Below are 20,306 nucleotides of genomic sequence, written 5' to 3'. Positions count from 1 at the left end.
CTTGCCGAGCAGTATTAAGGGGAAAGAGGTACCGGATAAAGAAGTTGCGAAGGTATTATCGGAGCTTATGCTGTCTCCTTATAATGAAGAGCTGTGGGAGAAAACGAAGTATGATGGTCCAACAGGTAAGTGGTTTCTCCATGATGGAAGCGGTCATTTCGGCTATGGGCTGACGTCTGGAACGATGAAACCAGGGGGAGACTTGTTTGTGTCCCTTTATGCTCAAGGGAGTAAGGAAGTGACAATGGAGCGGGACATTCGTATCCAGCTTACGGAGTTGGAGGAAGACTGGTCCACAGAAAAAGATGTTATTCTTGAGGAATTGGTCCATGTGGAAAGGGTAGCTGGAGAAGAAACGGTATATTCCGGTACTCTCCCTAAAAAAGAGAATGCCCTTTACCTTTTAAGTGTGGAAATTCTCGATGAGGCAGGAGAAGTGGAAGATACAAGGGTTACGTTAATCTATGTACCAATACCGGAAATAAACGCTTCCCTCTCCACGGATCAGGAAGTGTATGAAAGGGGGACGGCTCAACTAACATTAACCTTGGAAAACCATGGTCCCACAAACCTCTTCTTCGGAGTGTATTACTCTATTGAAAAAAAGGTGGGAGGGACATGGCGAGTAGTTCCAATGGATATTGCCTTTGTGGATATTGGAATTACCCTTGCAGTGGGTGACGAATACGAGGAAACGATTGATATTAGGGAGCTTACCGAAGGAGAATATCGGGTGATTAAAGATATTCAGACGGATGGCCTTGACCTTAGGGAGACGTTAGCAGCGGCATTCACAATAGAATAAGCTGCCTATAAAGTTAATTCGGGGATGAGTCATATGGTTGAAACATGCCATTCGACCCATCCTCGTTATTTGTAAGTGACAAGCTTTCCATGCATATATATAGAAACACCTTTTTTTCAGGGGGGATGAGGTTGGCAATTGTCTTGGGAAAACAATATATAGAACGAATTGATGGACTCAATAATGAAGTTTGGATAGACGGAGAACGGGTGACTGGTAAACTTTCAGAACACCCGGCCTTCGAAGGAATCCTCCGTACAAAAGGGATACTATACGATACACAGCATGATAGGAATACACAATCATTGGTCACAGGAATTACACCTAATGGAACCGAGCGAATGAATTTTGCTTTTGAACAGCCTGTTACTGTTAATGACTTAAAGAAGCGGAGGGAAGCAACCCAGCTATGGGCGAGAAAAAGCTGTGGGACGGTGGGGCGTTCCCCAGACTATATTAATACTGCGATTATGACGTTAGGGTCTTCACCTGGTTTTTTTGAAAAAAAATATGCAAATAATGTTCAAGGAGTATATGAGCAGGCGGTAAAGAAGGATCTTTCCTTTACCCATACCTTCATAAATCCGCAAGTAAATCGATCTCCAAACTACTTGAAGTTTGAATTTTTAAATGAGCTAAACAAAAAGGATATTATTGCGGCAAAAGTTATTGATGAAACGGAAGAGGGGATTGTTGTTCATGGTGCGCGCCTCCTTGCTACACAAGGGGGATTAACGGATGAGGTATTAGTTCTTCCAACAGGGAGCGCCACGTCCGATCCATCTTATGCTTATGCCTTTGCCATTCCTTCCAATACGAAGGGTCTTAAATTCCTATGTAGAGAACCGTACGCAAGCAAGGTATCTAACTCCTTTGACCACCCATTAACGGCACATTTTGATGAAATAGATTCTGTGGTGGTATTTGATCATGTCCTCGTTCCATGGGATCGGGTATTCCTTTATGGAGATGCAGAAAGGGCAGCTGGGATTTATAAGGATATCCATTTAAATATTATGCTCCTTTTTCAAGCCGTCTCTAGGCAAGTAGTCAAAACGGAGTACTTACTGGGCTTAGGGGAAGCATTGGCACAATCCATTGCCATAACAGAATACAGCCATGTTCAGGAAAAATTAAGTGAGATCATTATTACCTTAGAGATTATGAAGGCACTCTTGTACCGAGCAGAAATGGGGGCAACTAAGAATGAATTTGGAACGTTGGTACCGGAAGCCATTCCATTAATGACCGCATCCAGCTATTATCAAAATATATATCCTCGCCTTGTGGAAATATTGCATTTGCTTGGGGCAAGTGGATTTATTGCTTTACCTACTGAAAAGGACTTTCAATCAACCGTTGGCAAGGATATAGAACAGTATTTACAGGGGAGAAATGCAGGTGCAAAAGATCGTGTCCAGTTGTTCCGACTTGCTTGGGACTTAACCATGAGCCCCTTTGGAACGCGACAAACACAGTACGAACGTTTTTTCTTCGGAGATCCAGTCCGCCTGTCATCGGCCCTTTATCAAGCTTATGATAAAAAAACACTGGTCGAACAAGTAAATGATTTTTTACAGAACCACCACGGTTATTGAAAATAGGGAGGGGGCCGTAGCGAATGACAACCAGATATGTTTTTTCAGTAGCAAGTAGTAAAAAGAAACAAAGGGATGCCACTCAGGCATCCCTCTTATATGCTTCTTTGAATTTTAGTAGTATCCGTAACCATGAGGTGTTACTACAACTGCACCTATGATTACTAAGAGAATGAAAATCACTAGGATAAATGAGAAACCGCCAAATGTTGCGTGTGACATTCTCGAACGCCTCCTTTAGAAGCAGTTTAGTAAAGGCTCTTCATTTCCTTTACACTATTACCCTATTTATTTCTAATAAATATTGATTGGATGAATGCCTAAAAAAATGAAAATGGGCAATGAAGGGGGATATCAATCCACGCATTTAAAGAACCACCGGTAATGGATACGTGAAATATAAAAAGTAAGCCAAATGGAAATAAAGCTCCAATACCATGTCCAGTTACAGTACTTGATTAGCTTTGTATTTCTCACGGCGTAAAGCTCAGGTAAAGAAATTACCGCGGTGAAAAACAAGTAATACAAGCCTTTTACAAAGATGCTTTTCTTTTCTGGGTAATGGACATTAAATAGGGCTGAGAGCGTCGGGAATACAAAATATTCGAATGTGAAGCTCGTATTACTTTTCTTGAACTCCCTGTAAGGATATTTTATCCAGCCTTTCTCAGCAACAATTAAACCAGCACTCCAAGTGATAAGTTGCTTAAAAAGAAAAGCAACATAGGCATGCATTCTTTTTTCCTTTGGAACTAAAAAGATCAGTAAGAAGAAACAAATAATCCAAGTTGATGCTAACAAGGTTTTTTCCTTCGTGTAACTCATGGTGCTCCCCTCCAGTTTAAAGTGTATTATTTCACAATCGGAAAAAAATATTTGCGAAGGAAACTAAAAAAACGAGAACCATGAAATGGTTCTCGAAATTAATTCTCTTCCTCAAGTATATAGTTCGTTGACTTTTTTACAAAATCAGTAAATGACTTACCAATAACATCTTCTCCTAAACAGGAAAGCATATGTGTTAATTCATTTAATTGATCCTCTGGTATAGTTTCTATCTTCTTAATAAAATCAATATCTGTCTCGTGGGATTGATTTTTAATAAATGTTTTAACAACCTCTGAACCAGCATCTGTTAAGGTAACTTCCCTTGTACGTGCGTCCTTTCCATTTGTTACAACTACTAAGCCATTCTCTTCTAATTTTTTTAGCTGGCGAAAAACATTGGACATATTCGTTTGAGATAAAAATGTGAGGGTGGACATGGTCATTTTAGGCTCAAAATAGAGACTCCAAAGAATTCGAAAGCTAGGAAATGATTGCTCATATTTTTTTATACTTTTTCTAATGTCATTTTCTACGACAAAATTAATCCCTCTAATTAGAGCGTAAATGTAATACCCCTTAGCAAAGGATGTCTTTGATTTCCCCATTTCCCGCTCCTCCTTGAACTTTATTTCACTGGATTTGCAATAGAATCATTATTAACATTATTTTACAATTATAAAACATAAATGGTGGAAGATGGGAAAAAGGTAACAGTTTAGCAGTGCTTGTTACGAAAGGATAAGGAAATTTTGGGGAATTTCTTTTGGAGAATAGCTATATTTTCCTGTTTAATTTTTGATAAAAAAGCAAATATTTATTTCATTAAAGAAAAAATAAGGTGGTTCGTTCAATTGAAAAATATCATTGTAGGCTTTCTTTTACTACTGACGCTCCTGCAGTCGTCGAATACATATGCCCATGACGCTGATCCAAAAATTACTTTCCTCGTTAAGTCATCAAGCACCTCTGTGTTTCAAACAACATTAACGGTGGAATCTAGAGATCTTACAAATAATATTCTCCATTATGAGCTAGGGAAAAAGGTATCCGTCCTTCCGATAGCAGGAAATTATATTTTGCTCGAAGAGAATGGGGGGATGGTTCGCTCCTTCTTAATGGATGAAATGGGGAACTTTTATGATTTAGAAAAAAAACAGGTAGTGAATTTTTCCCCAGAAACTGTTAAAAAGATTCGAGGTTACTTTAAGGGTTTACATGGGAATCATTTTGGTGAATTAGTGGAATGGGAGACGGGAGAGACGTTGCTGCCACGGTACTCCGAGTTTAAAGTTACTGATTTGGAAACGGGACTAAGCTTTAATGCCCAAAGAAGGGCAGGAAGCAACCATGCGGACGTACAACCGTTGACGAAAGAAGACACGGCAATCATGAAGGAAATTTATGATGGGACGTGGAGCTGGAAAAGGAGAGCGGTGGTCGTTCACTTTGAGGAGGAACACATTGCCGCGTCTATGCACGGAATGCCCCATGGTGCAGGTGCACTTGCCAATGGATTTCCAGGACACTTCTGTATTCATTTGATGGGAAGCAGAACACACACCACAGGGAAAGAAGACCTATCCCATCAAGTAATGGTACATAAGGCAGGAGGAGAGTTGACAGAATTTGTTCGAGGGTTAGAGGCGGAAGAAGTGGCGAAGTTGTTCTTCATCGCTTTAAATCAGAACGATATGGACTTGTTCCAACAAATATATGTGGGGGATGCACAGGAGTTTCGTCCAATTGTAGAGAGTGTGGAATCCGTTAGAATATTAGAGCATAGTAGCCCATCGGCGGAGGGGTCCTTTGTTTATGAAGCACCAGTAACCTATATTGTAAAGCAGCAAGGGCGGCCGGAGATAAACGATGTATTTACATTGGAAATTGTTAGGGAGTCGTTGATGAGCCCGTGGAAATTGGTGAATGTTCCATTTAATAATTGGTAAAGAGCGAGGGGCAGTTTTATGAAAGGTTTATGGAACAGGTAATCGGTGTTTGAACTTACATACGCGTTTCATGGGGAAGGTTCGAGATGTCTGTACTTAGGATTTTGTTCTTCTATTAAGTTATATTTCTTTGTATATATAGTAATAGGAAGAATATAAATCAGTGATTTTAAAAGGCTTTTTTCGGAAACTTTATTGCTTTTTTTTAAAAGCTTGGAGAGGCGGAGGTGGCGACTCCAGCGGGAAAAGCAACGGCTAAAGACACCGCAGGAGCACTTTTTTCTGCGACGAGCAAACATAGTGGCGCAAGAGCACTTTTTTCTGCGACGAGCAAACATAGTGGCGCAGGAGCACTTTTTTCCTGCGACGAGCAAACGAAGTGGCGCAGGAGCACTTTTTTCCTGCGACGAGCAAACGAAGTGGCGCAGGAGCACTCTTTTGAAAACACCTTTTAAAAAAGGGAATTGTCTTTCCGTGAAAATTAGGGTAAATATTTTTTAGTCAAGTAATGAAGGAAATTCGGAAAATAGGAAAGAATTAAGTTAATAATATAAAAACCTGCGTCAACAAACAAAATCTTATAAGGGGAGTGGTGGATTATGTTTGGGAGGGATTTAGATAGGGTTATTGTAGTTGAGGATAATGAATTTAGTATTAAGAGTGCGCAAAAGGAATCGCAGAAAGCCACTAAGAAAGGGCATCGGGTAGTCTTTGACCTTCGCAACATTAAGGACCGGAAAAGAAAGACGGAACTCACTTCTCTTTTAAGTACCATTGACAGGATGATTAAATAGGTGTGAACGGAGTTGCTTTCCTCTCTTCGGTAAGAGTAGAAAACAGCAAAACACATGGCTTTTGGAGGTGTAATTAGCATCTCCTTTTTTTATTGATGTATAAAGCTTATAAAACATACGTTAAAGTTTAATATAAGGGGTGGAAGACATTAACTATTTAGAAACAATTGAAATAAATAATTCAAAACAGTGGGTTTATATACGTAGCCAAAACCAATACAACCCCATTATTCTATTTTTACATGGTGGTCCGGGGGCTTCTCAAATTTATTGTGCTGATAAATATTTCAAAGCATTAGAACATCATTTTATCTTAGTGGATTGGGATCAAAGAGGGTCTGGAAAAAGTTACAGTAGGAATACTTCAAAAGAATCAGTTTCCATTAACCAATATGTTGAGGACATAAGGGTTTTAACAGAAGTATTAAAGAAACGCTTTAATAAAGAGAAGTTATATTTGGTCGGTCACTCTTGGGGGAGTGTTATTGGTTTGTTAGCAGTCGAAAAATATCCTGAATTGTTTCATAGTTATATAGGAATTGGTCAAGTCATCAATTTAGTTGAAGGAGAAATGAGAGGGTATGAATATGTATTGGAACAATCGAAATTGAAAAATGATACTATTACTCACAAAAAACTTAACAAAATAGGACCTCCTCCTTATAACTCACTATTTAAAACGGCGATTGTTAGGAAGCTTGTCGATAAATACGGAGGGTATAAATACCAACAAAAAACAAAATTGTGGAACGATTACCTGAAGGAAATGCTAGAATCTAAACATTATAGCCTTTTAGATATCGTTAAATGGTTTAAAGGGACAAATTATTTAGTGAAGCGTCTAAACAATGAGCTGTTAACAATCAATTTTTTCGAGCAGGTTAAAAAAGTTGAAATTCCTATTTATTTTTTAGCTGGAAGGTTTGATTATATTACACCATCTTCTTTGGTGGAAGAATACTTTGAAATGGTAGATAGCCCACACAAGGAAATGATTTTTTTTGAAAACGAAGCACACGATTTACACTTTGAAAATACTAATAAGTTTTTCGACGTTTGCCTCAAAATTTGTAATAAGCCATGATTTTTAGCGTGAAATCAACGGCTTTTTCTTTGTATTACCATTGAAAATTTAGGTGTGAATAAACATTTTTCTGCCTCAATCGGACCCGTTATATAGTCGTGTAGGGGCTCTTTACTCCTTTAAAAAATTACCGTGTCAGATTATCTTACGAATTTCCTTACATGTTACCAGAAATGTCTTAATATTAAAAACATAACAAAGGATGTTAACTACGTTAACGCGGAAGGGGACATGTAAAATGGCAATGGTAACGGAGCAAGTAAATACTTTAACGGCAATTAAAGAAGTGATCAAAGAGAAGAATGTGGAGCTGTTACATTTACAGTTTGTTGATATCGAAGGGATTTTAAAGCATGTAACTGTAACAGCGGAGCAAGTGGACGATGTGGCAGAAGGAAAAATCATGTTTGATGGATCGTCCATTAAAGGATTTTCACCAATTAACCGATCTGACCTTTATTTACAACCGGACTTAAGTACTTTCGCAGTTCTCCCTTGGTCAGTGGAGGAAGGCTACTCAGAAGCTCGCTTCTTATGCAGCGTAAAGAACCCAGATGGCACTGATTTCGAAGGAGACCCTAGAAACGTATTGAAGAAAACGGTGAAGAAAGCAGAGGAAAAAGGGTACACCATTAATGTAGGTCCAGAGCTAGAATTCTTCCTATTTGAAACGGATGAAACGGGTCGTCCAACACAACAAACGCAAGACTTTGCTGGATACTTTGAGCCATCTCCACATGATAACGGAGAAAAGGTAAGACTAGAAATCTATCGTGCATTAAAGGCAATGGGCTTCACGATCGAAGCATCTCACCATGAGGTTGCCCGCGGTCAGCATGAAATTAATTTCAAGTATGCCGATGCGTTAACTTCAGCTGATAATGCAACGACTTATAAATGGGTCGTAAAAACAGTGGCGAAGAAGTTTGGATTACACGCTACGTTTATGCCAAAACCAATTGCTGGCGAAAACGGAAGTGGGATGCATACGAACATTTCACTATATGATTTAAACAAGGGTGAAAATGCATTTTATGATGCTGCAGAGGAAAAAGGGCTATCTAAAACAGCCTACAGCTTTATCGCTGGATTACTAGAAAACGTAAAAAGTTTTGTGGCAGTAACGAATCCTCTAGTAAACTCTTATAAGCGTTTAGTACCTGGATATGAGGCACCTTGCTATATCGCATGGTCTGACTCCAACCGCTCAGCGTTAATTCGTATTCCTGCAGTGCGGGGGGCAGGTACAAGGGTAGAAATTCGCTGTCCAGATCCATCTGCGAACCCTTACTTGGCATTTGCAGTAATCGCGTCTGCTGGTATTGATGGAGTGGAAAAGGGCTTAGAAGCTCCAGCGGCATTTGATCGCGATATCTTCAGCATGACAGCAGAAGAACTATTCTTAGAAGAAATTGAAAACTTACCAACTAGCTTAGAGTATGCCATAAATGAGTTTGAAGCAGGCGAAATCGGCCGTTCGACATTCGGTGACCACGTGTTCGATGAATATGTCCTAGCAAAACGTGCTGAATTAGACAGCTTCCGCACAACCGTTCATGGCTGGGAGTTGGAAAACTATCATACTAAATTCTAATATGAAGTATTATCCCCCATTGTTATTTCGCAATGGGGGTTTAGCTTATCCCTAGGTAGCAGCTCCGCAAGGAATTTGTCCAGGAGACTTCTGTCCAGGAGTCCCACGTCCCGGGGAACCCCGTCCGGAAGACTTCTGTCCTGGAAGCTGGCATCCCGGAGCCCCTCGTCCGGAAGACTTCTGTCCTGGAAGCTGGCATCCCGGAGACCCACGTCCGGAAGACCTCCGTCCCGGAGACTTCCGCCCAGGCCCCCCCTTCCCGAAACCCCAAGCAAGATAATCCATGTAAGGTGATAAAATAATCCATGGTTAAATGCGATAAAACAAGATAATCTTAACTTTACGAATATTTAATCAGGGGGAAGTGCGCTTGAAATCTGAATCATTTGTGAAGAGTCATCTCATACGATACAAATGGCAATATCTTTTCGGTACGATTTTATTGTCCATATCAAGCTTATTGCAGCTTCAAATACCTAAGTTTCTCGAAACCTTCGCCGACCATGTGGAGGCCTCTACACTAACACAAACCATTCTCATTCAACTAGCTATTTATATCACCCTTATCGGCTTTGGGATTGCCTTCTTTCGATCGAGTGGTCGAATTTTTATCTTCCGTCTTTCGAGGATACTAGAAAAGAAAGTAAGGCGATCGTTGTTTACCCATTGGGTAAAGATGCCTTCTCAATACTACAACAAACAGCGGATTGGCGACCTCATGTCTCATGCCATCAACGATGTAAACCTGATCCGTGATGTGGCCATGCGTGGTATCTTCCTAACAATTGAAGCCTTTATTTTGATCACCGTTGCGGTCATTACGATGGCCATAACGATCAATGTTTGGCTGACGTTACTCGTCATTCTCCCACTCCCCGGTTTGACCTATCTTACGTATAAATTCCGATTACAAATTCAAGAGCGCTCCACAAAGGTTCAGGAGGCAATTGGCCACCTTACCAGTACGGTACAGGAGTTTTGCTCTGGCATTCGTGTAGTAAAATCTTACAGCCAAGAAAACCATGAAAGGCAGCGGTTCAAAAGAGATAATCAACATAATGTGAAGGCTAACCAACAACTGATTCTCACGAACTCCATGTTTAATTCCATCAGCATTGGCATCGTTGGCTTAAGCTATCTCCTCTCGATTTTTTTCGGGGGACTGTTGGTCATGAATGGGACGATCAGCTTAGGGGAGTTTGTGGCCTTTAATACGTACCTGTCCTTGTTAATTGCTCCCGTGGAAAACTTGGGGAAGGTCATTAACACGTTGCAGCGGGGCTGGGCTTCTAACATTCGCCTTAGGAACATCCTCAACACGGAACCTGAAGTGAAGGATGAGTCCATGGTACAAGAGGATGGGGAAGTACATGGGGAGATTCATATTGAGAACTTAAGCTTCTCTTATCCAGAAAGTAACGAGGTTGCCTTAAAGAATATCCATCTAACTGTTCCTAGAGGTTCGAGCCTTGCCATCGTTGGCCGGGTTGGCAGTGGAAAAACAACGCTCATTAATGTGTTAACGAGGATGTATAATCCACCGAAAGGGACAATTTTTTACGATGGAAGGGATATCTATGAAATCCCGTTAAAGACGTTACGGAAATCGGTGGGCATTGTTCCACAGGAGAACTTTCTTTTTTCCTCTACGATTGCAAAAAACATCGCCTTTGACCCTGAACATTATAGTCGTGAAGACGTGGCAGAGGCAGCCAAATTATCGCAAGTGTATAACAACATTATCGAATTTCCGAAGAAGTTTGATACGCCATTAGGGGAACGGGGGATCTCCTTATCCGGTGGGCAACGGCAGCGGGTAAGTATTGCCAGGTCCCTTATTAAAGAGGCGTCGATCTTTATTTTTGACGATAGCTTATCGGCTGTGGACGGGGAAACGGAGGAGAAGATCCTTCAGGGGATGAAGGAGAAAATGAACGAACAAACGACCATCATCGTAAGTCACCGTATTTCTTCTATTAAACATGCAGATCAAATTATCGTTATGGAAGAAGGGCGAATCGCGGAGCGTGGTACCCACGAATCCCTCCTTAAGGAGAAGGGGCTTTACCGAAGGATGTACGAGAAACAAACCTTCGGCCATGAAAACATTATTGGAGATTGAGGCGTTGGGAGGACAACGACGATGAACATCCATAAGGAAAAACAGGTAGCCAATGGGCTGGATCGTGAATTACTTTCGAAATTATTAGCCTTTGCCAAGCCATATTGGAAGAAGATTGTCGTAGCATTTGTATTAGCGGGCTTGTTTGTGGCAGCTACGTTAGTGCAGCCCTACTTAATTAAAGTGGCCATTGACGATTATTTAACGGTGGAATCATCCCTGCAGGAAAGCTTCCAAGGGTTTGTAATAGTAGGGGTACTGTTTTTGATCTCCGTTATTGGCGCGGCGGTGTTAACGTATTATCAGGACCGTCTCCTGCAATTTACAGGGCAGTCCGTCATCTTTGATATTCGGGAAAAGCTTTTTCGCCATCTTTCCAAGATGCACATGCAATTTTTTGACCGAAATCCAGTGGGGCGTCTCGTAACGAGGGTAACTCACGATACGGAGGCCCTGAACCAGCTTTATTCCCAAGTCATTGTCAATCTGGTGAAGGAAGTGCTTATATTAGTAGGAATTTTTATTATTTTAATTAATATGAGTGTAACCCTCACGTTAATTAGTTTTACGGTCATACCCTTTTTAATTATTTTAGTTTATTTTTATAAATCATTAGTTCGCCGTGCCCACCGCTATACGCGACTGGTGTTGTCGAGACTCAATTCCAATTTAGCGGAAAACTTGTCTGGGATGCGGATTATTCAATTTTTTACACGGGAACGGAGACAAATTCGTCAATTTGATCATTTAAACAACGAGCATTACCGGGCGGGGATGAGGGGGACGGTGGTAAACTCCATCTTCAACCCCGCTATCGGGTTTCTTGGTAATATTGCCCTTGCCCTGATTATTTGGTACGGGGGAATTGCCGTGATCGATAGTGCCCTCACCTTTGGAGTGGTGTACGCCTTTACCCATTATATTCGCCAGTTTTTCCAGCCGATTATGGCACTGGCCGATCGCTATAATCAAATCCAAACGGCCATGGCCTCTGCGGAACGAATTTTTGAATTGATGGAAGAGGAACCGGTTATCAAGGATCATCCAAAGGCACGTAATTTCCCTCGGGCGGTGCAAGGGGATATTCAGTTTAAAAGTGTTTCCTTTGCCTATGTGGAAGGGGAGACAGTGCTAAAAAATATTAGCTTCCATATTCGACCTGGGGAAACGGTGGCATTTGTAGGGGCAACGGGAGCGGGGAAGAGCTCTATAATCAATTTGATCAATCGTTTTTATGATATACAGGCGGGTGCGATTGAAATTGATGGGATGGATATTAAGAAAGTGAAGATTGCGGATCTCCGTACGAAGGTCGGCATCATTCAACAGGACCCGTTTATTTTTACGGGGGACGTCATCTATAATATTCGACTCCACAATGACCATCTTTCCGATGAGGATGTGAAGGAATTGACGAGGTCCATAGGTTTAGAGGAGTTTGTGTTGAGTTTACCTAACGGATATAATACGAGGCTTGGGGAGCAAGGGGTCATATTATCCAGCGGGCAGCGGCAGCTTATTTCCTTTTTGCGGGCACTCGCCTTTGATCCAGATATTCTAATCTTAGATGAGGCCACATCCAATATCGATACGGAAACGGAAGAGCTTGTCCAGAAGGCCTTGTACCGAATTTCGGAGGGACGAACAACGATCATCGTAGCCCACCGGTTATCGACTATTAAACACGCGGACAATATCATCGTCATGGACCGGGGGGAAATCCGTGAAACAGGGGATCACTATGACCTTCTGAAGCAGAGAGGAATCTATCACCGCCTCTATCAAATTCAGAACAAAGAATCCATCATGGAAAAACGTATGAGCGGCATTGGGAAAGGGATGAAAGTATAAGAGGGTGCCTCAAAAGGTATGTTTTAAACCTTTTGAGGCACCCTCGAAGTATTTGTGAAGCCGTCGCAATCTTTTAAGAGCCCACTACGAGTGGTCTTCTCGTAGTGGGCGAGCGACGAGCGAAGCAAATACCATCACTTATTCATCTCGTTCTCCGAGACGCCATTTTCGTTTTGTGCCGTTTGGCAAATTCCGTGGGGGAGACTCCAACCACTTTTTTGAAAATTCGACTGAAGTAAAACTCATCCTGGTAACCGACACTTTGGGCAATTCCCTTTAGCTTGTAATCGGATAACACTAACAATTCTTTGGCACGGTCCATCCGTACGTGGAGAAGGTAATCCATGGGACTGTATCCGATGAATTTTTTGAACACACGGGAGTAGTGACTAACGCTCATTCCCGCCTGTTCTGCCAAACCTTGAAGGGTAATGGGCTCATTATAGTGCGTCGTCAAATAATCCACCGTAGAATCGATGGCGTTGGTAGTGTTGCCGAGGGCCTTCTGGGATCGAAAATCCTGAATAATTGTAAAGAGCAATTCTAAGAATAAGAGCTTTTGCTTCATGGCTACGGTGGCTCCTCGCCTTTTTCTTAAGTCCAGCAATTGCTCCAATAGATTCACAGCCTGGGGAGGATTTTGCAGGTTGTACATACCGGAGAGGGGAAAGTCTATGTTATCTTCTTTGGAAAAATTCCATTGGTCCTTTTCAACGAAGGCCGCCGCAAAAGTGAAACGAATGAAGTAATATTCCAGTGGTTCTTTAGGGTCTGTGGAACGCTCAATAATCATGCCTGGTTCAAAGAAGAATAGCTTGCCAGCCTCTACGGGGTAACTTGTTCCATTAATGATGAATTCTCCTTTCCCTTTGGAAATGAACCAAAGGGAGTGAAAAGCCTGCTGCCGCGGAGGATGGTACCAACTAGGGTCACACGTTTTATAGCCAACGAGAATAATAGAAAAAACAAGTCTATTAAGTTTGGATAAAATCTCCCCAGGTTTAATCATAATTTGCCATTCCTTTCGGTGGGCGACTGCAGAAAACTACTTTAGTGACTTTTTTCAATAATCCCGATCAGTCTTTGTTCAAATACCCACGTATTAAAACATAGTTTATTTTCAAACGAAGTTGATTGAAGCGAGTACCTGAAGCGTAAATCAACTTCTAAATTTAGCACAGCCAAAAATAGTTTTCATTTATCGAAGACATGGGAGTTTTGAAGAGCCTATTATAATGCTATACATTTAAGTATAATGCCTTTTTTCGTTAAAATGATTGTAAAGGTCTTATAAGGTGAAGGGAATATTGTTTAAGTTTGAAAAGGATGGGGGATTATCGGTATAGTATGGGGTTTTAATGGGGGAGGTTGGGGGATAATCAGCTTAGTATGGGGGATTGTTGAGGTAGTATGGGGTTTCATTTCCTTAAATTAACTAAAAAACAAAAAATTACCAACCTCACTCATTCAGAAACCATAACTTTTCCAACATTTTGTTCTTAAAATTGTAGGTTTATATACTAATATTTTACTGGATTTATGATTTAATAGAATTTGTACATGTTTTTTAGAAATGATGAGCGGTGATTATTGAAATAAAAATAAGGTGGGGAAAGAATGGAAGCGGTATCGAAGAACGTTAAACGGATATGCCTTACAACAATAGCTTTCCTTTTTTTAGTAGGCTGTAACGGGGAATCGGAGGCTCAATCGGATGAAGAGGAGAGCAACCCTGTTTTTCCAGTGGAGATTATCAAAGTGGAAAAAGGGATTTTAACGGATGAGGCTAGTATTTCAGGAACCATAATGGCGGCGAGGCACATGCCGGTCCTTTCCATGTTGACGGGAGAAGTGACCGCTGTTCATGTAGAAAACGGAGATACGGTAGAAAAGGGAGATGTCCTTATTGAAGTGGATGCCAGTGACATTGAACTGAACATTTCCCAGGCTCGGGCTGGATTGCAGGCGGCAGAGGCAAACTACAACAGTGCAAAGGCCATGAGGGAACAGGGGATTAAGCAGGCAGAGCTTCAATTGGAACAAGCCCAAGAGCTACATGACATGTTGTCCAATGCAGAAGAGGCAATGGATGAGCTAGTAGATGCGGAGCTCCTTTCGGATGTAGACAATATTCCAGAAGAGTTTCAAGAGTTTTTTACAAGACTGATTATGAGCAATCTTGAGAGTAATTTGCCTACGGAACGAGATATTGCCCAAGGGGAAACGGCAGTCAAACAAGCGGAAATGGCATTGGAGCAGGCAGAGGGAACGGCTCAACTGGAAGCGGCGGAAGCACAGGTGAAACAGGCGGAGATCGCATTGGAAATGGCGGAGAAGCAAAAATCCAATGCGGTGATTACGGCACCTATGGCAGGACAAATTACGAACTTTAATACGATGGTCGGAGAGATGGTTTCCCCACAAGCGCCATTATTGCAGCTTGTGCAAATGGATGAGCCACTGGTGAGAATGGATGTAAATGAATCAATGCTCCCGAATCTCAAGGTGGACCAAGAGGTAGAGATTCATGTCCCATCGTTTAATAAAACGTACAACGGACTCATTAAATATATTGGGATTATGCCAGGGGAACAATCCCGATCCTATCCAGTGGAAATCACTATTACGGACGCTGACGAGGATCTTCGTATTGGCATGCATGCGAGAGCCATCATTCACACCGATGTAACTGAGGAGCAAGTACTCGTGCCAGTAAGAACCGTAGTGGATGAAAACGGGGAAAAATTTGTTTATGTCACGGCCGACGGGGAAACAGTGGAGCGACGAAGGATTACGATCGGCAATGAAACCTCCGAATGGTTTGAGATAGTAAATGGCCTGGAAGCAGAAGAGTTCATTGTAGAGAGAGGGATACATCAGCTTTATGATGGAGCCCAAATCAACGTACGCAACGGAGACGACTTCAATTTTTCCAATTAATCAAGTCTGTTCAAACAGGGAAAAACACCCCTTTTTATAATATAACTATGTTTTATTCATTGCTTATTTTCAAACAAAGTTGATTGAAGCGCAAGGCACGAGACTCCTGCGGGAAAAGCAACGGCTGAAGACACCGCAGGGCGGTTTTCCCGAGGAGGCTGAAGCGTTGCCCGCGGAAAGCGAGTGCCTGAAGCGTAAATTAACTTCCAAAATTTAGTGCATCTAAAAATAGTTTTTATTTATCGTGGTGTCTGTAAAGACATGGGAGTTTTGAACAGACTCTAGTACTGCACGTAACAAAAATGGAGGAAATTCAATGAGACTCATAAAAGAATCGGTCATACGGCCAGTAGGGGTGATTATCGCTGCCCTCGTTATGATCATATTGGGCGGGGTGTCCCTAACAGGCCTCAAGGTCGATTTAATGCCAGATTTAGAGATTCCTATTGTGGCTATTTCGACGCCGTATCAAGGGGCTGCCCCACAAGAGGTGGAGAATCTCGTAACCCGCCCCTTAGAGGGAGCATTAACGGCCACAGAAGGGTTATCAACGATTCAGTCTATTTCAACGCAAAACCAATCGTTAATTCTATTAATGTTTGATTTTAATACGAATCTAGATTCTGTCATGCTAGATTTACGGGATCGAATCGATATGGTGCGTCAGACGCTCCCAGAAGGAGCCAGCAGTCCTACGCCAATGAGATTTGATCCTAACCAAATGCCAATTATGCAAGTGGGAATCTCGGCGGATATGGATTTAACCCGCCTTACAAATATAGCGGAGGACAATATCATTCCACAAATTGAGCGAATCCCTGGTGTTGCTTCTGTCGATCTTGCTGGTGGTCGTGAGCGGGAAATTCTTGTGGAGCCAGATTTGTCCTTAATGCAGCGATACGGTTTGACTATTTCTCAGCTCTCCCAAATCATCGCTGGGGAAAACCGAAGTGCACCTGCTGGGGAAATTGAGCGAGGTGGCCAGGAGATGGCCCTGCGAATCGTTGGTGACTTCCGAACGGTAGCTGAGTTGGAGAACATTAATGTTCCGTTACGAACAGGTGAATTGATTAAGCTATCTGACGTGGCGGAAGTAAAGGATACATTCAGCGAAATGTCGGCCTTTGCTTATGTGAATGGGGAACCGACGTTAAGTATGGATATCTCTAAGACCTCTGATGCCAATACGGTTGAAGTGGCACAAGCTGTTTCGAGGGAGCTGGAAAGGCTTCAACGAAATATTACGCAAGGGGTTACGCTCACAACGATCATGGATTCGTCCATCTTTATAACCGATTCCATCGATAGTGTTGCATTGAACATGATCCTCGGGGGTTCCATGGCCTTGCTAGTACTACTGGTCTTCTTAAGGAGCTTCCGCAGTACCTTGATTATTGGATTGTCCATTCCTATTGCGGTTATTTCTGCCTTCACCTTACTGTACTTTGCCGGGGAAACGATTAACATTATCACCTTAGGGGGACTTGCTTTAGGGATCGGACTTTTGGTGGACAATTCCATCGTTATTTTGGAAAACATTTATAAGTTCCGGGAACGGGGCTACAGTAAAAAAGAGGCGGCATATGAAGGGGCAAAGGAGGTTTCCTCCGCAGTTATTGCCTCCACCATGACAAGTATGGTTGTATTTGTCCCGATCGTATTTACGAGTGGAATTGCAGCAGAACTGTTTATTCCATTGGCCTTAACAGTGGGCTTTACCTTGTTAGCATCCTTAGTTGTTTCCTTAACGATCGTTCCAATGCTTTCTGGATTATTGCTGCCGGATTTAGTTGCGACGGAAGTGAAGGAAGAAGAAGCAAGGGGCTTAAGAAAACTCGCCAAGGATATTGGAAATAGGTTGGAGAAACTAACGAAAGCCTATGGAAGATTACTTCAATGGGCCATCGATCATAAGAAAACCGTTGTCTTAGGAACACTCCTTCTTCTAGTAGGTAGTTTAGGTACTGTTCGATTTGTTGGGATGGAATTAATCCCATCCTTTGACCAGGGGGAGATTATGGCAGGTTTTGAAACACCCCCAGGAACTACCTTTGAAGAAACAAGGGAATCGGTAAGGGAGATCGAGGAGTTTTTACTTAGTATCGATGCCATCGAAGTAGTTCACACATCCATTGGTGGCGGTGGGATGATGGGGCAACGAGGGGGAACGAATAATGGAAATTTTTACGTCCGGTTAGTCTCCCCAAGTGAGCGGAATGTGACCACCAATGAAATAATTAATGAGTTCGGAGAATTCACTAGCACTCTACCCAACATAGATGTGAATGTGAGAGCCTTTGAGAGTGGCGGGATGGGCGGTGACCCTATCAGTATTGATGTGCGGGGCGACGACCTTGAAACCCTTCATCTCATTGCCGATGATTTAAAGGATATAATTAGTGAGGTGCCTGGAGCAGCCAATATAGAACATTCCCTTGGAGAAGGGCGACCAGAAATGCAACTCCATGTGGATCGAGACCTTGCCTATCAGTATGGCCTCTCCTATGCAGAAGTAATGGATACAGTAAGGACGAGCGTGAGCGGTCAGGTGGCCTCCTTAATGCAAACGGAAGGCCAGGAAGTTAGCATTACCGTTATTTTATCGGAAGACTACCGAACGAATTTTTCCCAATTACAAGGGCTGCCGATCTTAACACAAACAGGGGATATCGTCCCATTATCCGCCGTGGCGGAATTCGTACAAGCGGAAGGTCCTACAACCATTAATCGTCAAAATCAGTCTCGTGGAGTTTCCATCACAGGGGATATTATGGATCGGGATTTAGGAAGTGTCATTGCGGATATTGAGGTGGAATTAAGTAATTACATTTTTCCTGAAGGTTACGACTATAGCATTGGGGGAGAATATGAAACGATGATGGAGGCATTTGCCGACTTAGTCCTTGCCTTATCATTGGCCATCTTCCTTGTATATGCAGTAATGGCGTTCCAATTTGAAAAGGTATTGTATCCGTTTATTGTCATGTTTAGTTTACCGGCAACCTTTATCGGAATTATGATTGGCTTCCTCGTAACTGGACGGCCATTAAGTGCTCCCGCGTTCATAGGGGTCATCATGCTGGCAGGGATTGTCGTGAACAATGCCATCGTGCTGGTAGATTATATTAATAAATTGCGTGAACGGGGATATTCAAGGGAAGAAGCAATCTTAGAAGCGGGGCCAATGCGATTGCGGCCAATTCTCATGACGATGCTTACTACCGTTTTAGCCATGGTGCCTCTGGCCATTGGTATTGGAGAAGGGGCAGAACTACAAGCCCCAATGGCAACAGTCATCGTCTTCGGACTATCCTTCTCCACATTGATCACACTAGTATTCGTTCCAGTAATGTATATATACACAGACCAGCTAACAGATTGGTTTAAAAAGAAAAGGTTTGGGAACTGAGGGCACAACCTCCGTTACCTATCGTAAAACGTCTAACAGAATTCAATCTGTTAGACGTTTTTTAAAAGGCGTTTTTCGCAAACTTTGTTGCTTCTTGAAGCTTGGAGAAGCGGAAGGCGGCGACTCCAGCGACGAGCTTAACTTCTTGAATTCACTACGAGTTGTCTCGACGGATGCGCTACGAAGCAATGCTTGTAGAGGAAGAGACAGGTATTACGGCTGAAGACACCGCAGGGCGGTTTTCCCGAGGAGGCTGAAGCGTTGCCCGCGGGGAACTAGGACGGTGACATTACGCCGTTGCCCACAGGACGTGGGCTGCCTTTAGGCGTAATTGGTCCGCCTGTAGCGTATCCAAGCTATACTATATAAAGGTTTTTTGAATTAAGAGAAAAAATGGGCATAATATCTCCGACTGATAAAAGTGAGGGAGATTTATGATGAAGAAACGGATGCTGTTTACCTTATTCACCATTGCACTAATCTATTTTTCACCAATGACAAGTCACGCTGATGATGATCTTCTGGAGATCATAAGGGAATTTGTCCCTGTCGAGGGAACGTTAGTGAGTCCGGTAGCACCTGCAAATACCGATGCCTATCAGCTATATGATTTTGATGGGGATGGGAAGGAAGAAATCTTGGTTACCTATGTATTGGAAGCCAAGATATTCCCGTCCCCTTCCCGGTATGGTGCAATGGTTTTAAAAAGGGATGAGGATGGGTGGAAGAAGATTTGGGAGACGCTATTTCAAGGTGTCGGACTCGACTACTCCGGTTTTGCAGATATTACTGGGGATGGTACCGACGAATACCTTTTCGGGGTGACCATCGGTGCTTCCGCGGGGAATTCTCTAGAGATTTTTCAGTGGAAAAACAAGTCCCTGAAGGAAATTGGAAAGGTCCCTTATCATATGTTGGAATTGTTGCCAGGTAAAACGATAGGACTAGCCCTGTGGCAGCGGTATATCGCAGACACCCATTTTGTAGAGGTTCTTTCATGGAATGGGAAAAAATTAGTTTATGATGAGGAGTTATATGAGGCCTACTATCCAAAAATTGAAGCATTCTACAATGAGAAACTAGCGCAAATGGATGCGTGGTTTTATTGGTACACTTTAGCAGATGCACAGGTCAAAGCCAACCAATTCCAGAAAGCTAAAAAGTCCATTGAAAAGGGAATGGCATTAGTTAAAGAATTATCCATGCCCGATGAGGTCAAAAACTTTAAGAAACTAAGAAAACAGCTAGAGAAAAAGAAAAAATCCAAAAAAATAAATTAGCTCTAAAAAGGTTGTTCAGTCCCTTGAACAACCTTTTTAGAGTTCCAAGTTTAAA

General features: G+C 42.3%; 15 protein-coding genes. 11 read left to right on the top strand and 4 right to left on the bottom strand.

Features of this window, described 5'->3' with window-relative positions; all coding sequences use genetic code 11:
* Window position 1: 1 nt before the first annotated feature.
* Together J2S74_RS03985 and hpaB are read left to right on the top strand one after the other, a co-directional pair.
* Entirely contained in the window at window positions 2-805 is an 804-nt protein-coding gene (locus J2S74_RS03985) for an immunoglobulin-like domain-containing protein (RefSeq protein WP_307322118.1), read from the top strand.
* Window positions 806-936: 131 nt separating this feature from the next.
* Window positions 937-2,403 carry a 4-hydroxyphenylacetate 3-monooxygenase, oxygenase component gene (gene hpaB, locus J2S74_RS03980; RefSeq protein ID WP_307322115.1) on the top strand — a complete coding sequence of 489 codons (1,467 nt, stop codon included), beginning with the start codon at window positions 937-939 and terminating at the stop codon, window positions 2,401-2,403.
* Window positions 2,404-2,517: 114 nt separating this feature from the next.
* Here the strand turns inward: hpaB and yjcZ are convergent, their stop codons facing one another.
* From yjcZ to J2S74_RS03965, 3 genes are all read right to left on the bottom strand, one after another.
* Window positions 2,518-2,625, bottom strand: coding sequence for a sporulation protein YjcZ (yjcZ, locus tag J2S74_RS03975; protein ID WP_307322113.1), 108 nt, complete (start codon window positions 2,623-2,625; stop codon window positions 2,518-2,520).
* A 132-nt stretch (window positions 2,626-2,757) separates the two neighbouring features.
* Entirely contained in the window at window positions 2,758-3,228 is a 471-nt protein-coding gene (locus J2S74_RS03970) for a CBO0543 family protein (protein ID WP_307322112.1), read from the bottom strand.
* A 98-nt stretch (window positions 3,229-3,326) separates the two neighbouring features.
* A complete protein-coding gene (locus tag J2S74_RS03965; protein WP_307322109.1) occupies window positions 3,327-3,836 on the bottom strand; it encodes a MarR family winged helix-turn-helix transcriptional regulator in 510 nt (169 codons plus the stop codon).
* Between the two features lie 246 nt (window positions 3,837-4,082).
* Between J2S74_RS03965 and J2S74_RS03960 the strand changes: the two genes are divergently transcribed.
* The 6 genes from J2S74_RS03960 (at window position 4,083) to J2S74_RS03935 (ending at window position 12,622) form a co-directional block, all read left to right on the top strand.
* A complete protein-coding gene (locus tag J2S74_RS03960; RefSeq protein ID WP_307322107.1) occupies window positions 4,083-5,177 on the top strand; it encodes a hypothetical protein in 1,095 nt (364 codons plus the stop codon).
* Between the two features lie 599 nt (window positions 5,178-5,776).
* Complete coding sequence (locus tag J2S74_RS03955; protein WP_307322105.1) at window positions 5,777-5,971, top strand: hypothetical protein; 195 nt, start codon at window positions 5,777-5,779, stop codon at window positions 5,969-5,971.
* Window positions 5,972-6,110: 139 nt separating this feature from the next.
* Window positions 6,111-7,055, top strand: coding sequence for an alpha/beta fold hydrolase (locus tag J2S74_RS03950; RefSeq protein ID WP_307322103.1), 945 nt, complete (start codon window positions 6,111-6,113; stop codon window positions 7,053-7,055).
* A gap of 238 nt (window positions 7,056-7,293) precedes the next feature.
* Window positions 7,294-8,649 (top strand): type I glutamate--ammonia ligase, encoded by a 1,356-nt coding sequence (glnA, locus tag J2S74_RS03945; protein ID WP_307322101.1) that lies wholly within the window; start codon window positions 7,294-7,296, stop codon window positions 8,647-8,649.
* A 370-nt stretch (window positions 8,650-9,019) separates the two neighbouring features.
* The gene (locus J2S74_RS03940) at window positions 9,020-10,771 is read left to right on the top strand and encodes an ABC transporter ATP-binding protein (RefSeq protein WP_307322099.1); all 1,752 of its coding nucleotides are present in this window, start codon (window positions 9,020-9,022) and stop codon (window positions 10,769-10,771) included.
* A 21-nt stretch (window positions 10,772-10,792) separates the two neighbouring features.
* Entirely contained in the window at window positions 10,793-12,622 is a 1,830-nt protein-coding gene (locus tag J2S74_RS03935) for an ABC transporter ATP-binding protein (RefSeq protein ID WP_307322097.1), read from the top strand.
* Between the two features lie 142 nt (window positions 12,623-12,764).
* Here the strand turns inward: J2S74_RS03935 and J2S74_RS03930 are convergent, their stop codons facing one another.
* Window positions 12,765-13,631, bottom strand: coding sequence for an AraC family transcriptional regulator (locus tag J2S74_RS03930; protein WP_307322094.1), 867 nt, complete (start codon window positions 13,629-13,631; stop codon window positions 12,765-12,767).
* A 608-nt stretch (window positions 13,632-14,239) separates the two neighbouring features.
* On the opposite strand from J2S74_RS03930, the gene J2S74_RS03925 reads away from it, so the two are divergent.
* From J2S74_RS03925 to J2S74_RS03915, 3 genes are all read left to right on the top strand, one after another.
* Complete coding sequence (locus J2S74_RS03925) at window positions 14,240-15,562, top strand: efflux RND transporter periplasmic adaptor subunit (RefSeq protein ID WP_307322093.1); 1,323 nt, start codon at window positions 14,240-14,242, stop codon at window positions 15,560-15,562.
* 316 nt (window positions 15,563-15,878) lie between these two features.
* Window positions 15,879-18,971: an efflux RND transporter permease subunit gene (locus J2S74_RS03920; RefSeq protein WP_307322091.1), complete on the top strand. Its 3,093-nt coding sequence runs from the start codon at window positions 15,879-15,881 to the stop codon at window positions 18,969-18,971.
* 437 nt (window positions 18,972-19,408) lie between these two features.
* Window positions 19,409-20,251, top strand: coding sequence for an FG-GAP repeat domain-containing protein (locus J2S74_RS03915; protein WP_307322089.1), 843 nt, complete (start codon window positions 19,409-19,411; stop codon window positions 20,249-20,251).
* Window positions 20,252-20,306: the final 55 nt, after the last annotated feature.

Origin of the sequence: Evansella vedderi, assembly GCF_030813435.1 — a bacterium.
Lineage (GTDB): Bacteria > Bacillota > Bacilli > Bacillales > Salisediminibacteriaceae > Evansella > Evansella vedderi.
The sequence above is the reverse complement of the archived record's forward strand: the minus strand, read 5'-3'. Positions and strand labels throughout refer to the sequence as shown.

Bases quoted from the DNA above. Each gene is read 5' to 3' on its own strand.
- yjcZ (WP_307322113.1), bottom strand. From the start codon at position 2,625: ATGTCACACGCAACATTTGGCGGTTTCTCATTTATCCTAGTGATTTTC.
- J2S74_RS03970 (WP_307322112.1), bottom strand. From the start codon at position 3,228: ATGAGTTACACGAAGGAAAAAACCTTGTTAGCATCAACTTGGATTATT.
- J2S74_RS03965 (WP_307322109.1), bottom strand. From the start codon at position 3,836: ATGGGGAAATCAAAGACATCCTTTGCTAAGGGGTATTACATTTACGCT.
- J2S74_RS03955 (WP_307322105.1), top strand. From the start codon at position 5,777: ATGTTTGGGAGGGATTTAGATAGGGTTATTGTAGTTGAGGATAATGAA.
- glnA (WP_307322101.1), top strand. From the start codon at position 7,294: ATGGCAATGGTAACGGAGCAAGTAAATACTTTAACGGCAATTAAAGAA.
- J2S74_RS03935 (WP_307322097.1), top strand. From the start codon at position 10,793: ATGAACATCCATAAGGAAAAACAGGTAGCCAATGGGCTGGATCGTGAA.
- J2S74_RS03930 (WP_307322094.1), bottom strand. From the start codon at position 13,631: ATGATTAAACCTGGGGAGATTTTATCCAAACTTAATAGACTTGTTTTT.
- J2S74_RS03925 (WP_307322093.1), top strand. From the start codon at position 14,240: ATGGAAGCGGTATCGAAGAACGTTAAACGGATATGCCTTACAACAATA.
- J2S74_RS03920 (WP_307322091.1), top strand. From the start codon at position 15,879: ATGAGACTCATAAAAGAATCGGTCATACGGCCAGTAGGGGTGATTATC.
- J2S74_RS03915 (WP_307322089.1), top strand. From the start codon at position 19,409: ATGAAGAAACGGATGCTGTTTACCTTATTCACCATTGCACTAATCTAT.